Annotated in this window: 16 protein-coding genes; 6 read left to right on the top strand and 10 right to left on the bottom strand. The window is 45.5% G+C overall.

Features of this window, described 5'->3' with window-relative positions; all coding sequences use genetic code 11:
- Nucleotides 1–2: 2 nt before the first annotated feature.
- The 3 genes from dltB to NYE28_RS19995 are packed head-to-tail and all read right to left on the bottom strand — an operon-like array spanning nt 3 to nt 2,857.
- Entirely contained in the window at nt 3–1,184 is a 1,182-nt protein-coding gene (gene dltB, locus NYE28_RS20005; RefSeq protein ID WP_012118762.1) for a D-alanyl-lipoteichoic acid biosynthesis protein DltB, read from the bottom strand.
- Nucleotides 1,181–2,692 (bottom strand): D-alanine--poly(phosphoribitol) ligase subunit DltA, encoded by a 1,512-nt coding sequence (gene dltA, locus NYE28_RS20000; RefSeq protein ID WP_342490231.1) that lies wholly within the window; start codon nt 2,690–2,692, stop codon nt 1,181–1,183. The genes dltB and dltA overlap by 4 nt, the downstream gene beginning before the upstream one ends.
- Nucleotides 2,693–2,707: 15 nt before the next feature.
- Nucleotides 2,708–2,857 carry a teichoic acid D-Ala incorporation-associated protein DltX gene (locus tag NYE28_RS19995; protein WP_003150882.1) on the bottom strand — a complete coding sequence of 50 codons (150 nt, stop codon included), beginning with the start codon at nt 2,855–2,857 and terminating at the stop codon, nt 2,708–2,710.
- Between the two features lie 443 nt (nt 2,858–3,300).
- Between NYE28_RS19995 and NYE28_RS19990 the strand changes: the two genes are divergently transcribed.
- The 3 genes from NYE28_RS19990 to NYE28_RS19980 all read left to right on the top strand — a co-directional run bounded on the left by NYE28_RS19990 (nt 3,301) and on the right by NYE28_RS19980 (nt 6,120).
- A complete protein-coding gene (locus tag NYE28_RS19990) occupies nt 3,301–4,236 on the top strand; it encodes a 1,4-dihydroxy-2-naphthoate polyprenyltransferase (RefSeq protein ID WP_007614633.1) in 936 nt (311 codons plus the stop codon).
- A gap of 131 nt (nt 4,237–4,367) precedes the next feature.
- On the top strand, nt 4,368–5,000 hold the full coding sequence (locus tag NYE28_RS19985; RefSeq protein WP_007407732.1) for a GTP pyrophosphokinase family protein: 633 nt from the start codon (nt 4,368–4,370) through the stop codon (nt 4,998–5,000).
- 259 nt (nt 5,001–5,259) lie between these two features.
- Nucleotides 5,260–6,120, top strand: a complete 861-nt coding sequence (locus tag NYE28_RS19980) for a glycosyltransferase family 8 protein (protein WP_342490230.1) — start codon at nt 5,260–5,262, stop codon at nt 6,118–6,120.
- Between the two features lie 54 nt (nt 6,121–6,174).
- Here NYE28_RS19980 and NYE28_RS19975 read toward each other — a convergent pair whose 3' ends face one another.
- Nucleotides 6,175–7,920, bottom strand: coding sequence for a S8 family serine peptidase (locus NYE28_RS19975; RefSeq protein ID WP_342490229.1), 1,746 nt, complete (start codon nt 7,918–7,920; stop codon nt 6,175–6,177).
- Between the two features lie 161 nt (nt 7,921–8,081).
- Here NYE28_RS19975 and celB point away from each other — a divergent pair, with 161 nt between their 5' ends.
- Nucleotides 8,082–9,416 (top strand): PTS cellobiose transporter subunit IIC, encoded by a 1,335-nt coding sequence (gene celB, locus NYE28_RS19970; RefSeq protein ID WP_088461850.1) that lies wholly within the window; start codon nt 8,082–8,084, stop codon nt 9,414–9,416.
- Between the two features lie 28 nt (nt 9,417–9,444).
- On the opposite strand, the gene NYE28_RS19965 is transcribed toward celB, so the two are convergent.
- Nucleotides 9,445–9,828: a VOC family protein gene (locus tag NYE28_RS19965; RefSeq protein ID WP_012118757.1), complete on the bottom strand. Its 384-nt coding sequence runs from the start codon at nt 9,826–9,828 to the stop codon at nt 9,445–9,447.
- A gap of 94 nt (nt 9,829–9,922) precedes the next feature.
- Between NYE28_RS19965 and NYE28_RS19960 the strand changes: the two genes are divergently transcribed.
- Nucleotides 9,923–11,110, top strand: coding sequence for a class I SAM-dependent rRNA methyltransferase (locus tag NYE28_RS19960; RefSeq protein WP_007407727.1), 1,188 nt, complete (start codon nt 9,923–9,925; stop codon nt 11,108–11,110).
- An 82-nt stretch (nt 11,111–11,192) separates the two neighbouring features.
- Here NYE28_RS19960 and NYE28_RS19955 read toward each other — a convergent pair whose 3' ends face one another.
- The 5 genes from NYE28_RS19955 to NYE28_RS19935 form a co-directional block, all read right to left on the bottom strand.
- Entirely contained in the window at nt 11,193–12,035 is an 843-nt protein-coding gene (locus NYE28_RS19955) for a DUF2268 domain-containing putative Zn-dependent protease (RefSeq protein ID WP_342490228.1), read from the bottom strand.
- A 46-nt stretch (nt 12,036–12,081) separates the two neighbouring features.
- A complete protein-coding gene (locus NYE28_RS19950) occupies nt 12,082–12,843 on the bottom strand; it encodes a MerR family transcriptional regulator (protein ID WP_132106644.1) in 762 nt (253 codons plus the stop codon).
- 155 nt (nt 12,844–12,998) lie between these two features.
- Complete coding sequence (locus NYE28_RS19945) at nt 12,999–13,193, bottom strand: YwbE family protein (protein WP_003150901.1); 195 nt, start codon at nt 13,191–13,193, stop codon at nt 12,999–13,001.
- Between the two features lie 128 nt (nt 13,194–13,321).
- Nucleotides 13,322–14,002, bottom strand: a complete 681-nt coding sequence (locus NYE28_RS19940) for a CidB/LrgB family autolysis modulator (protein ID WP_015240826.1) — start codon at nt 14,000–14,002, stop codon at nt 13,322–13,324.
- Nucleotides 13,984–14,370 carry a CidA/LrgA family holin-like protein gene (locus NYE28_RS19935; RefSeq protein ID WP_007407725.1) on the bottom strand — a complete coding sequence of 129 codons (387 nt, stop codon included), beginning with the start codon at nt 14,368–14,370 and terminating at the stop codon, nt 13,984–13,986. Before NYE28_RS19935 ends, NYE28_RS19940 begins: the two co-directional genes overlap by 19 nt.
- Nucleotides 14,371–14,476: 106 nt before the next feature.
- Between NYE28_RS19935 and NYE28_RS19930 the strand changes: the two genes are divergently transcribed.
- Complete coding sequence (locus NYE28_RS19930; protein ID WP_003150908.1) at nt 14,477–15,385, top strand: LysR family transcriptional regulator; 909 nt, start codon at nt 14,477–14,479, stop codon at nt 15,383–15,385.
- Nucleotide 15,386: the final 1 nt, after the last annotated feature.

The following is a 15,386-nucleotide window of genomic DNA, read 5'->3' as shown; positions in this document are numbered from 1 at the left end:
CTTTAGTGATGAAATGGTTTTCCTGAGAAAATATAAAATCCGAAACATACGAAATGGAATGTGATGACGATGGCTAAAAAGGCCGTAAAACGATTGGCGGGCAGCCACTTGTATTTCTTATTCCATTTCTCAAAAAAGTTATACCCGGTCATTAATACGGCGTGGTACAGGCCGTATACAATATATTGCAGGGCGAGTCCGTGCCAGACGCCCATCAGCATGAACAGCAGGAAATACCCGATGTTTGAGACGGCCATCCGGTTCTTTATCCATTTTTTCTTTGTCATCCAGAAAACAAAGCGCATAAATACGTAGTCTCTGAACCAGAAGGATAAGGACATGTGCCAGCGGTTCCAGAAGTCTTTAATGTTTTTGCTGATAAACGGCTTATTAAAGTTTTCCGGAGATTTGATACCCATGATATAGCTTACACCGACGGCAAACATCGTGTAACCCGCAAAATCAAAAAACAGGTACAAGCTGTATCCGTACATGTACAGCACATTACCCCACAGTTTGCTGTGGGTGATATGAGACAGATTCATAATGAAATACGTGTTAATCGCATATCCGATAATGAATTTGTATAAGAAACCGATAAAAATTTTATGAATGCCGGTATACAGTAAATCAGCGTATTCTCCCTTTGTCCATACTTTCTGTTCGTCCTTGGCAAATCTGCGGTATCTGTCGATCGGACCGGAAGAAATGGTCGGGAAAAACATAATAAAGTACAAAAGGCGGTGAAGCGGCATTTTTTCTTTAATCAGCCCGTCTCTCGTTTCCATGATCAGCTGGACGCCTTTAAATGTCAAATAAGAAATTCCTAAGAAACTGATCAGGTTATGAACCGGGTGATGAGGCGCCGGCGGAAAGAAAAACGGCCATAATTTAGATAAGAACAGGGGTAAAATGGACGCGATCACGGCCATACTGAAGACAAAGCCGCTGTTGGCTTTCAGTCTGTAAGCGAGATAACCCCTGATTAAAAGCACCTGCCACAGCGTAAAGATACATAGTGCGATCACGCCGTGCAGATCATGCGCGAAAATCAAAGCCAATACGATGATGGATATAAACATGTTGTATCCTTGGAATCTCTTGCCGTTCAGCCCTAAAATAATCGTCGGCAAAAGAAGGATTCCAAGTAAGATAAAGAAGAAAAACGAGCTGTAAGGCGTCATACAAGAACCTCTTCGCCAATGCGTTTACGGTCGATTTTTCCGTTCGCAGTCATTTGAATGTGATCCTGATAAATGAATTTTCTCGGAATCATGTAGGCCGGAAGCGAAGCGGCCAGTTCTTTCTTAATGGCGCTTGTCAGCTGGAATTCTTTTTCAAAATCATGTTTTTCAGGCACGATGGCGGCAATTAAATATTCGACAGGTCCGTTAGGCTGATACGGGATGACAACCGCCGTGCGCACATATTGAGACTGCCTTACATGTACTTCGATTTCCTCCAGCTCCATGCGGTAGCCGTGAAGCTTAATCTGGAAATCAAGGCGTCCTTGGCAGAAAATCTGACCATCCTGAACATAACCGGCATCACCCGTGTGATATGCCCACTGGCCGTCGATCGGGAAAAACGCTTTTTCCGTCAGAGAAGGTTCTCCGAGATAGCCTTTGCTTACGCTCGGGCCCGCGATGATGATTTCCCCTTTTTCTCCGTCCGGAAGCTTATTCCCGTTTTCATCCATGATGAAGATATCCATATCGGGTTTTGCAAAACCGACAGGCAGAGATTCATTTTCATCAATGATCTGCTGCGTGATTTCAACGGAGGTGACGGCAACCGTTGTTTCAGTCGGGCCGTATGTATTGAATACGCGGGCCTTCGGAAAACGGTTTAACAGCTCCTGTGCCACGGCAGCCGGAAGCGCTTCTCCGCAAAACATAAATACTTCTGCCTCAGGCAGGAGCTCCTGCGTAAAGCCGGGGTCCATCAGACACATTTGGACGAAAGACGGCGTCGATGTCCAGACGTTCAGTTTGGATTTCTCCAGCTCTTCAAATAGTACTTTCGGTTTATTGATTTTGTCTTTCGTTACGCAATGCAGTGTACCTCCCGTTTGAAGCGAAGGGAAAATGTCCATGACAGATAAATCAAAAGAAAACGGAGCTTGGTTTAAGAATGTCTTACCCTCGCCCACAGGAAAATCCCTGCAGATCCAGTCAGTGAAGCTTTGCAGGTTATCAGCCGATATCTGCACGCCCTTCGGATTTCCCGTGCTGCCGGACGTGTAAATAATGTAAAACGTATCCAGCTCTTTTACCCAGTTCTCACGGCTGAGGTCTGCATCTCCGTCAGCTGCAAGCTCTTCGGGCGTAACGGTTTTAATCAGATTGCTTCCCGTATCGACTGCATCGCCCGATACGCTGATAAGCAGCTCTGCGCCTGAGCTTTCAATGATTTTGACGATCCGCTCCGCCGGAATGGAAACATCGACAGGGATGTAAGGGCGGCCCGCTTTGACGCTTCCTAAGAAAGAAACGATCATATTCGACTCCATATGTCCGTAAACCAGGACAGGCGCTTTCGAACCGTCAGCTGTATGTTTTTGAATGCCGGACGCAACCCGCTCCGACAAATCCCATAATTCCCCGTAAGTGAGGGAATGATCTAAGGAACGAAACGCTTCGGCCTGCGGCTTGGCGTCTGCGTATGTTTTTATAGCATCAAGTAGTTTCATAGTTATCCTCCCCGATTAGAAATCGTTGTAAATATAAGTGCCGGTATTCGCTGTATGAAATCCATACATCCAAAAGAGCAATACTAATATCAGAAAATAAAAGCCCGTATGAAACGTCCATTTGATCAATGTATTTTCATAAGCACGTTTTAATTTTTGCATCATATTCAAAATTCCTTCCCCGCGTATTCAATAATTACACCAGTATATGACGATTAGATTAACAAAAAGTTTCAAAATATGTCTAATATCCTAAGCTTAAAATTTCCTTAAAAATGAATGAGAAACAAAAGGATGGAAAACACGCATGTATAAATTGGCAAATGATCATACTAAAAAGGCGCTGTTCAGGCGGGATTTTTAACTTATCGTAAATATAAACGAGGTAAAAAAAATTTGGCGGCTTTTTCTTAAGCAGGCTTGTGCCGAACCCCAATGGAGAAGGGCGAAAAGCCGTTTCCGGCAGGATAGCCGATAAAGCGCCGCATCTTGTGAAATGAGGAAGAAATTATTATGATAGATAAGGTAGCAGAAAACGTGAAAACCCCAATTCAACACTACTGTTATCGGCTGACTGTGAAAGCCTTTTAATAGAAAGGAAGAGGAAAATGAATCAAAACAATATGGGGGGCAGCCAAAAGACGCCCGAGAAAGAAAGCATGGGCCGCATTTTGTGGCAGCTAACCCGCCCTCATACATTGACGGCATCGTTTGTGCCCGTACTTCTCGGCACCGTATTGGCGATGTTTTACGTAAAGGTTGATTTCCTGCTGTTTTTGGCCATGCTGTTTTCCTGCCTTTGGATCCAGATCGCCACGAACTTATTCAATGAATATTACGATTTTAAACGCGGTTTAGATACGGAAGATTCCGTCGGTATCGGCGGAGCGATCGTCCGCCACGGCATGAAGCCGAAAACAATTCTGCAGCTGGCGCTCGGCTCTTATGCGATTGCCCTCGTGCTCGGTGTTTATATCTGCATGAGCAGCAGCTGGTGGCTTGCGGTTATCGGCCTTGCCGGCATGCTGATCGGCTATCTGTATACCGGCGGCCCGCTGCCGATTGCGTATACACCGTTCGGGGAACTGTTCTCCGGCATTTGCATGGGCTCTGTATTTGTCCTTATTTCTTTCTTCATTCAGACAGGCAGAATTAATGAACAGAGCATTTTGATTTCCATCCCGATCGCCATCTTGGTCGGAGCCATTAATCTGTCCAACAATATCCGTGATATTGAGGAAGATAAAAAGGGCGGACGTAAAACCCTGGCCATTTTGATGGGGCATAGAGGGGCCGTTATGATACTGGCCGCATCTTTTGCCATCGCTTACATCTGGATTGTCGGTCTTGTCATCATGGGTTACACAAGCCCGTGGCTGTTCCTGGTCTTCCTGAGCGTGCCGAAACCCGTTCAGGCCGTGAAAGGCTTTGTGAAAAACGAAATGCCGATGAACATGATTATTGCGATGAAATCAACGGCGCAAACCAATACATTCTTCGGATTCCTGCTTTCCATCGGACTCCTGATCAGTTATTTCCGCTGATCAAATGAAAGGGCAAATGCCATAACCGGCATTTGCTTTTTTTTATGACATAATCTTCACGATATTGTAAAGAACCTGACCGCGGACTGACCCGTCTCATATATGGACAGCAAAGCAAGGAGATGAAAAAAATGGACTTGTCAACAGCCCATATGGATGATTTGAAAACGGTCATGGAAGATTGGAAAAATGAATTATTAGTTTATAAATTCGCTTTAGATGAGCTGGATACGAAGTTTTCTATCATCAGCCAGGAATATAATCTGATTCACGGGCATAACCCGATCGAGCATACAAAATCACGCGTAAAAAGTTTCGAGAGTATCGTCAATAAACTGATGCGCAAAGGCTGCGATGTGACGACGCAGGAAATGAAAGAGCATATTCATGATATTGCGGGTGTCAGGATTATCTGTTCCTTTATTTCCGATATTTATAATGTCGCTGAGGTTTTGAAGCAGCATAAGGACCTGAAGATCGTAAAGGTGAAGGATTATATCAAACACCCGAAGCCGAACGGCTACCGCAGCCTGCATTTGATTATTGAAATTCCCGTTTATTTGACGAATCGTGTGGAATATGTGAAGGCGGAAATTCAAATCCGCACCATCGCCATGGATTTTTGGGCGAGTCTTGAACATAAAATTTATTACAAATTAAATAACGAAGTCCCAAAGCATCTGACCGACGAGCTGAAGGAAGCGGCGGACATCGCCCATTATTTAGACGAAAAGATGCTTGGGATTAAGAAAGAAGTCGATTAAACGATTGACGCATCACAACCAGCCGGACCGCTTTTATGTGCAGTCCGGCTGGTTGTTTTTATGTTTACGTGTTTTCGCTTTCCTGCGCGATATATTCTGACGATGATTCAGGCTGAAATCCTGATTGAATTTGAACAGGGAATGCAAAAGATATCAAATTGCAAACAGCACATTCCCGCAGAAAAAATGTGTAAGATCGAGGTTTACTTTTTTAAAAAAGGGAAAGACATTTGTACAACAAAAAGGGAGATGAATATCAGTGGGAAAGAATGAAACAATGCATATCGTATCATGTGCCGATGATCATTATGCTCGTCATTTGGGTGGGATGTTCGCTTCTTTATTGATGAATATGGATAAAACAAGGGATGCAAAATTATATGTAATCGACGGCGGAATTACTGCCGAAAACAAGGACAAGCTTGAACAGACCGCGATGTCATTCGGGACGCCGCTTGAATTTTTAGAAGTAGACGCTGATCAATACAAGCATGCAGTCGAAAGCAGCCACATTACAAAAGCGGCTTATTACCGCATTTCCATCCCTGATTTAATTAAGGATAAGTCCGTAAAGCGGATGATTTACATTGATTGCGATGCAATTGTGATGGAAGATATTTCGGTTTTATGGGACTTGGATATTTCCCCGGCAATAGTTGCGGCAGTAGAAGACGCCGGACAGCATGAAAGACTGAAAAAAATGAATATCAGCGAAACTGCCAAGTATTTTAATTCCGGCATTATGATTATAGATTTCGAACCTTGGAGAAAACAAAATATTTCCGAAAAGGTGATTGATTTTATCAACGAAAACAGCTCGGAGGATTTTCTCGTGTTTCATGATCAGGACGCGCTTAACGCGATCTTATATGATCAATGGCATGAACTGCATCCGCGCTGGAACGCGCAGACGCATATTATCATGAACGAGAAAACGCCTCCTGAACTGATCGACCGTATACGTTACAGAGAAACACGTGCCGAACCGGCCATCGTCCATTTCTGCGGCAGCGACAAGCCTTGGAATACAGGCACCTCGCACCCGTATCGTGATCATTATTTCCGATATATGTCCTTTACGAAATGGAACACGATCGGCCGCCCGGCCATGAACCAATAGGCAGGTGTGATGAAACGCTTGTGAAGCCGTTATCCGGCTCATAAGCGTTTTTTGCTATTTCACCCGAATCGCACGCACGCGTTTTTGCAGGCCGGTCTTTTCGGCAGACGGCTTCAATCGGCTGACTGCCGTTTGCGCCGCTGATTTTGCTTTTTTCGTCTTTGTTTTTTCAGCCGTTTTTACTTTGTCTCTAGCCTGCTGCCGGTTGAGTTTATCTTTTATCCGGTCAAGCCGTTTTTCCAGAGCGTTTTTTTCTTTTCCCGGCTGGATTTCGCTGACTGCTTTTTGGGCTTTTGCGGTGCTGGCCTCAGAGGTCTTTTTTTCCGCCTGCTTGACGCTGGCCTCAGCTGTTTTCAAAAGGCTTGAGTTGACAGCGTTAAGCCGCTTTTGCAGCCCTTTTTTCTCTGAACCGGCCGGTAATTTGCGAATGGCGCTTTGTGCGGCATTGACGGCGGTTTTTTTCTTTTGTTTTTCGGCAGTCCGGACTTTGTCTCTTGCGTCCGTCACATTTCTTGCCGTCTGAACTTTATTGATCCGGGACTCGAGAGCGGTTTTTCCCTTTGACTTGGACAGCTTGCTGACGGCCGTTTTTGCTTGATTGATATCTGCCTGTTTTTTCGTCTTTTCCGCTTTTATTACGGCCCGTTCGGCAAAGCTCTTTTGCTTTACATGATATTGCACCAGGCCGTACCCAAATCGGCTGTCACGTCCGGGAGCGCCCAGATCTTTGACGTTTTGCTGCATCTGCTGCCGGAGCTGTGTATTTGTTTCCTCGGGATATTTCTGCCTGAGCAGCGCGAACATGCCGGTGACGTGGGGCGCGGCTTGAGATGTGCCGTCAGCCGTGGCGTACATTTGATTCAGATACGTGCTCGTAATATTGGTGCCGGGTGCGGCAAATTCAATTTGTTTTCCGGTCGTGGAAAAAGCCGCGAGCCCGTTTTTTTCAGTTGACGCTGAGACTGCCGTTACGCTGCTGTAGGCACCCGGATAATTGACGGGTTTTTTGTTGCCGTCGTTTCCTGCGGCGGCTACGATCACGATTCCTTTTTTGTATGCTTTATCTACGGCGTCGTGAAGAATTTTACTGTCTGCGTTAGTTCCGAGGCTCATATTGATGATGTCCATTTTATTGGCGATCGACCAGTCGATCGCTTTAAGAAGGCTTTTAAGATCCCCTGCACCCTTTCTGTCTAATGCCTTAACCGCATATAACCGGACATCCGGCGCGATGCCGTCAATGCCGTATCCGTCATGTTTGGCCGCAATGATTCCGGCGACATGCGTCCCGTGTCCGTTGTCATCTTTGTATGAGGAAGTATAGCTGACTGCGGAATAGCCTCCTGCAATGGACAGATCATCATGAGGATAAATGCCGCTGTCAATGACAGCCACTTTCACCTTTTTTCCCGTCAAGCCTTCTTTCCACGCCTGCTTGACCTGAGTCGGTTCTATATCCCATTGCGGCAGCGCGTAACTGCTGCTTTGGGCCGCTGATAACGGGCGGATATCAGAACCGCCTGCTGCCTGAAAGGATACATTGTCTTCTACATATAAGATGTCAGGGTCCTGTTTCAGGTCTTTCACGGTTTGTGAATCGGCTGACACGGCGACTGCCGGGAGATGCTGATAGGTCTGTTCCACATCCGCTCCGCTGTCTATGGCGGATTCTTTGCCGTTTTGATTTTTGTACACCACGATAACGTCCCGGTCGTGCGTCTCGGCGTGCGCGGGCGCCGCGGCGGAGAACAGGCCGACGCACAAGGCCGCGGCCATTATCGGTTTCAGGGTGTGATACATTGCAATTCCCCCTTTTTCTTTATATATCGGCAGTGCGGAATTCTTTTTTTCCTGAGGGATAAGGAAAATTTCTGTATGCAAATGTAAGCGTTTCCAAAATATGATGGAGAAAATGCTTTAAGACATCTGCGCAATGAACTCAAAAAGGGGGTTTTTGATAAATGAGCACGTTCAATCGGGTCATGGAAGAAAAAATCATGCCTGTCGCCGGAAAAGTCGCCGGCCAAAGGCACTTAAGAGCTTTGCGGGACGGCATTATTTTGACGATGCCGCTTATCATCATCGGATCGGTTTTTCTGATTCTGACGAGTCTTCCGATTCCCGGTTATGCCGATTTTATGGCTGGTCTTTTCGGTGAAAATTGGGTTGAAAAGCTCGGGTATCCCGTGAATGCGTCCTTTGACATTATGGCGCTTGTCGCCGCCTTTGGGATTGCCTACCGGCTTGCGGAAAGCTATGAGGTGGATGCCCTGTCGTCGGGAGCCATTGCCCTTGCCGCCTTTTTATTGGCGACGCCGTATCAGATTCCGTTTATTCCTGACGGCTCGGCAACAGAGATTATGGTGGGAGGCGGCATTCCGATTTCGCTGCTCGGAAGCAAGGGTCTGTTTGTCGCGATGATCATTGCAATGCTGTCTACGGAAGTGTACCGGTTTATCATACAAAGAAATATCGTCATTAAGATGCCTGACGGAGTGCCGCCTGCGGTCAGCAAATCGTTCGTTGCGCTCATCCCCGGTTTCATTGTTATTACGCTTGTATGGCTGGCCCGTCTGTTTATTGAAATAACTCCTTTTAAAAGCCTCCACAATGTCGTAGGCGATCTGCTGGGCACCCCGCTGTCTATTCTGGGCGGGAGTCTCGGCGGAAGTCTTATCGCCGAATTCGTGCAAATGCTGCTTTGGTCGTGCGGCATACACGGCGCGTCCATTATCGGCGGCGTCATGTCGCCGATCTGGTACGGGGCGATGGACGCCAACCGTTTGGCTTTTCAGGCGGGAGAGGCGCTGCCGAGCATTTTTACGACACAGTTCTTTCAAATATGGATTAATGTCGGCGGAAGCGGAGCGACGCTTGCCCTTGTGCTGACCATGCTTGTGCGTTCCAGAAGCAAACAGATGAAACAGCTCGGCCGTCTCGGCATCGGGCCCGCGATTTTTAACATTAACGAACCGATTATTTTCGGGATGCCGCTCGTCATGAATCCGCTGTTAATCGTGCCTTTTATCATTGCGCCGCTCTTGACCATTACGGCGACGTACATCGGGATGAGCACGGGGATGGTGGCAAAACCGGCGGGAATCGCCGTGCCGTGGACGATGCCGCCGCTGATTTCCGGTTATTTAGCGACGGGCGGGAAAATCTCCGGTTCGGTCATGCAGCTGATCAATCTCCTGATTACATTTATCATCTATTATCCGTTTTTCCGAATTTGGGATCTTCAAAAATGGAGAGAGGAACGGGCGGCGGAACAAAACGTCACTGAAGAAACATAAAAAAACGGGCGCTTTCGCCCGTTTTTTTTTAACGCTGGAAAAATTCAATCCATTCGCCGTCAGGTCCTTCAATGTAAAAGTAGCGGTACCCGTTCGGAAGCGTCGTGATTTCTTCATCGATAAATACGGCGCCCTGACGCTTCGCATGCGTGAACTCCGCCGCGATATCTTCAGTTAATAAAGCGAAGTGGTGAACTTTTCCTTCTGCGGGAAGCTCGCTGCTGTAGCCCTGGATCAGCTCAATTTCTGTCTCAGGCCCTTCCTGAAAGCCGAGAAAGGCAAGTTCAATAATGCCGTTCGTATGAGTGATACGATCCTTTAACTGCATACCGAGAACGTCTTGATAAAAGGCGATGGATGTTTCAATATCTTTGACCATAATGCCTGTATGGTCGATTCTTTTGGCTGTCATGGTTTTCCCCCTGTTTTGAATTTTTCGGGACAATGCGGTGTTGATCATGTTTTATGGTACGATAAGAGAAAGCAAAACGAAAGAGGAATGCACAATGAAGCTACTTACAGTGAAAGATACATTTGCCGGAAAGCTGAAAAAAGGATTCCCCCTGATTGAAAAAGACGCTCTGTCCGGAAGCTCTGCTCATTTAACAGAGGGCGATCTTTTTGATGTGACATCCGAGAAGGGTGAGTTTATCGGAAAAGGCTATTACGGTTTGCAGAATAAAGGAGTCGGCTGGGTGCTGTCACGCGCGAGAGATGAACGGATCGACGGACGTTTCTTTCTGGACAAGCTGAAAAAAGCGGCTGAAGCAAGAGCCCATCTGTTTAAGGCGCCCGACACGACGGCGTTCCGGCTGTTCAACGGTGAGGGCGACGGCATCGGCGGCGTCACGATTGACTTTTATGATGGTTATCTGCTGATTCAATGGTACAGTAAAGGCATTTACGCTTATAAGGACAGCATGATTGAGGCGATTGACGGACTGGAGCTTTCTTATAAAGCGATCTATGAAAAGAAACGATTCGATACTGCCGGGCAATACGTGGAAGACGACGATTTTGTCAAAGGCGAAAGAGGAGATTTTCCGGTCATTGTTCAAGAAAACGGCATACGGTACGCGGTGGATTTAAACGACGGGGCGATGACGGGCATTTTCTTAGACCAGCGTCATGTGCGCAAAGCGATTCGGGACAAGTATGCAAACGGCAGACGGGTGCTGAATACGTTCTCTTATACGGGGGCATTTTCCGTTGCGGCGGCGCTTGGAGGAGCTGAGAAAACGACCAGCGTCGATGTCGCCAACCGCAGTCTCGCAAAAACGATTGAACAGTTCAGCGCCAACGGAATTGATTATGAGGCGCATGACATTAAAGTCATGGATGTTTTCAAATACTTCGGCTATGCGGAGAAAAAAGGGCTGGAGTTTGACCTCATCATCCTTGATCCGCCTTCTTTCGCCCGCACAAAAAAACGGACGTTCAGCGCGGCGAAAGATTATAAAAATCTGCTGAAGGAAACGATCGCCATCACCGCAAAAAACGGCATCATCGTCGCTTCGACAAACAGCAGCGCCTTCAATATGAAGAAATTTAAAGGCTTTATAGAGACCGCCTTTAAAGAAACAAATGAGCGTTACGACATTTTGGAAGAATACACGCTTCCGGAAGATTTCAAAACGATTCCCGCGTTTAAAGAAGGGAACTATTTGAAGGTTGTTTTCTTGCGGAAAAAATAGGATGATCATTTATAGCGTGGAAAGAGGGGAAAAGAAAACCCTCTTCCATCGCGTTAATACGGGATAAAATAATCTTCATATCTTAAAGAAACAACCCGCTATTACTTAGTATTTCATCTGTGCCAAGTAAAGTGGCCTCACTAATCCCCACATTGTTGGCTTTCATGAAGGATTGCACCGCTTGGTAGCCAACCGCATAACCTGCAAACGGTGATAAGCCGACAGGCTGATAACCTTGTTCGGCTGCAAAGGTGTCACCAAACATGTAACTGCTGACCTCAGCAAACCCTTTCTTATTTAACGAGTCTTTGATGATTTCTTTTGAGTATTCTAAGTCTTCTTTTTCAAAAGAAGTAACCCAAGGACCTAACAGAGCTTCTCCGTAAAGTTCTTTGGCAAACGATTCTGCCAACCCCTCTATAATTAAGTAATCACCAACCGTTACGTTCCCATAATCCCAATTGAAATACGAAAAACGAATATTATGATGAAATTCATGTGCGATTACAGCAGGCAGTCTCGGTATGTTATAAGAATTGGGGAATATTGAAACTTGAATAAATCCCGGAATTCCTCCGAATCCACAATACCCTCTATGTAACTCAAGCTTTTTTTGATTGGCCAGATACATCCCAAACCTTATTTCATCAGCATTTATTTTTAAGCGGTTTTGTTTGATAAATTCTACACAATGAGTTAAAGTGCCATATGCAATTTGAAGAGCTTGAATTTCTTTTAAATTCTCTAATGCTTTTCTTCCGGTTTCCGTATCAAATATCCTCAGATAGCCCAGCATATTTGCAGCCATGATTACATCATATCCGTTAGGTTGCTTTGCCTTTAAGGGAACATTCATCTTTTTCCACATATCTTCAAAAGGTTTCATCATTGAATACCGATAATAATCTTCTCTATTTTCAATCATTGAAAATAACGTTTCGTATTGCCCAATTGTATCCTCGATAATGATTTTAATGGGTACCACCCTTTTTTTGATGATCTATATAAATTGTAATGGCATCACTCATGAGCTTCGCCAACCCTTCACCATACTGATCGATGTTCTTAGTGAAGCGTTTATCTTCAATATAGAGTTGACCTAATCCGTAAAGGGCATCAAAAGAATATTCACCAAAATTTTCATTGAGAAAATCAAACCACTCTTTGATAGCTGTTTGTACGTCTGGGGACTTGGGAGATTGGTTAATAAGGAGTGCAAATTTATTGAACATTGCAGTCCACTTATCAGATAAATCTTTTTGCTCACCATCAGTCATGTTTTTCAATCTAATATTTACCTTATCGACAGGTTGATCACCCCACCGTTTGCGAGCTTCTTGTTCATAAAGATTATGATTGAAGTTCATTCCCTCAAACCGCTCTTTGTTCGTCATGCAAATCTCTCCCATCAAATGTTTGATTGATTTATCGATGGTTTCAATCATTTTATCGACTCTATTCCGTTTCTCAATCAACATTTTCTTTTGTAAAATTAATGCCTCCCTTCGGTTAAATGAAGGACTATTAATGATTTCTTTAATCTCTTTTAAGGAGAAATCGAGCTCCTTGAAAAATAGTATCTGCTGCAGCTGTTCAAGATTCTCTTCAGAATAAAGCCGATAACCGGAATCGGTCGTTTCCTGAGGAGTCAATAATCCGATTTGATCGTAATGATGGAGAGTACGTATGCTTACTCCAATCAGTTCAGCTACTTCTTTTACTTTCATACCCATCACGTTTGCCGCCTCCTTAATGGCTACTCTAAAGTATTACGCAACGTAAGAGTCAATAGTTGGTTTAAAATTTTTTGTATATAAAGGGAGAACATATGAGGATTTCATTGCTGAAATTAAAGAAAAAAAGCCGGGCGTGAAGCTCCGGCTTTTTTCTATTCAATAATGTGCTGCACCCGGCCGATTCGTCCGTCTTCAAGGCGGACCTTAATGCCGCGCGGGTGGAAGCTTGAGTTCGTCAAAATATCTTTCACGATTCCTCTTGTCAGCTTTCCTGAACGCTGATCGGCTTTCAGGACGATATCGACTTCAAGTCCTTTTCTGATGCTGCTTCGCTGCTGGCCGTTCATATGACACATCCGTTCTTCAGTCTTTTCACTTCATATCTTATCATATCGTGTTTTCGTCTTTTTATGAAGGACAGACAAATCCATCTGAGTGGCAAATAAAAAAAGACCGCTCTGTAAGGAGCAGTCTTTTATGACATAAACGAAAGCAAAATCGGGGCCGCGCACAGCGTCATAATTGCGGCGAGAATCATGGACACGCTTGAGATCGTTCCTGATACGGAGCTGAGCTCAAATGCTTTAGATGTTCCCGCTCCGTGCGCGCTAGTTCCGAGCAGCACGCCCCGGGCAATTTCGTTATCAATGCGGAAATAGCGGATGACCATCGGCCCAATGATCGTTCCCAATAAAGCCGTTAAAATGACGAAAACCGCTGTAACGGCCGGCATCCCGCCGATCATTTCTGAAACGTTCATGGCAATCGGCGTCGTCACGGATCGCGGCACGAGACTGTCGACTAAGCTGCTGCCGAGATGGAACCATTTCGCGATAAAGGCCGTTGACAGAATGGCGATACATGAACCGACCGCTACGTTCAAAATAATTTCCACGGCGTATTTCTTTAAAATCGGGAAATATTTATAAAGCGGGATGGCGAACGCCACTGTTGCCGGCTGAAGCATATCGGTCAGCAGTCCGCCGCCGAGATTGTATGTCTGATACGGGACATTGACAAGAAGCAGCAGTACGACCAAAACAGCGGGCGTAATCAGAAGCGGCGACGTATACACCCGCGGAAAACGAATGTAGAGTTTTTTCGCGCCCAAATATACTAAGACAGTTAAGAATAAACTTATGACTCCGATGAACACGTTTGTTTTTTCTCCTTTCTTTTTGCTATCAGCTGTGTAAGCGTACCTGTTGAAACCATCACGACAAATGTGCTGATGACGACGACAAGTAAAATGCTTACGCCGAATTTAGACATAATATCTCCGTATTCAATCACTCCGACGGCAGACGGGATGAAAAACAGCAGCAGCTCACCGAGGAGCCATGCTGCGCCAAGCTCAATCCATTCAAGTTTGATAATCTTGAAATGCAATAATGTGAAAAGAATCACAATCCCGATTATACTGCCGGGAATATTTATATGAAGAGCCGCCGTGACCCAATTGATCAGACGCGCAAATATAAACAGCAGAGCGATTTGAATAACGGTAAGCAGCAATTTTTTCATAATGATGCCTCCCTTATATTTATATTGTACAGAAGGTTTTGCTATAGGTAAAATACATATAAAGAATAATGTGTATTCCTTTTGTCTATAGAAAGGATGAAATGTAATGGATATCCGGCACTTAACGTATTTTTTGGAAGTGGCCCGTTTGAAAAGCTTTACGAAGGCTTCACAGTCGCTGTATGTTTCACAGCCGACAATCTCAAAAATGATTAAAAACCTGGAGACGGAGCTCGGCATTAAGCTGTTTTACCGCAATGGCCGGCAAGTTGAACTGACTGACGCCGGGCAGAGCATGTATGTGCAGGCGCAGGAAATCACAAAGTCATTCCAAAACCTGACGTCAGAGCTGAACGATATTATGGAAGTGAAGAAAGGGCACGTCCGCATTGGTCTTCCGCCGATGATCGGGTCCGGCTTTTTCCCGAGAGTGCTCGGTGACTTCCGCGTCACATATCCCGATGTGACGTTTCAGCTTGTTGAGGACGGCTCTATTAAAGTGCAGCAAGGGGTGGAGGACGGCTCGCTTGATATCGGGGTCGTCGTGCTTCCCGCAAATGAAGAGATTTTTCATACGTTCACAATCGTCAAGGAAACCCTTATGCTCGTCGTCCATCCGTCACATCGGCTCGCTGACGAGAAAGAATGCAGTCTTCACGAATTAAAAGAAGAGCCGTTCATATTTTTCAGGGAGGATTTTGTCCTTCATAATCGAATTATGACGGAATGCGTGAAAGCCGGATTCAGGCCGCACGTCATTTATGAAACGTCACAGTGGGACTTTATCAGCGAAATGGTATCCGCCAATCTCGGTATCGGCCTCTTGCCGGAAAGAATCTGCCGCGGTCTTGATCCGGACAAAGTCAGAACCATTCCGCTCGTTCATCCGGTCATTCCGTGGCATTTAGCCATCATTTGGCGGAAAGACCGCTATATGTCCTTTGCCGCCAGAGCCTGGCTGGAGCATACGAAATCGTATTTATGGAATCCGAAAAAGAGAAAAAAGGATGATTAAG

The sequence above is a fragment of the Bacillus sp. FSL R5-0443 genome (assembly GCF_038608285.1).
Taxonomy (GTDB): Bacteria; Bacillota; Bacilli; order Bacillales; family Bacillaceae; genus Bacillus; species Bacillus velezensis.
This window is presented reverse-complemented; position numbering and strand designations above follow the sequence as displayed.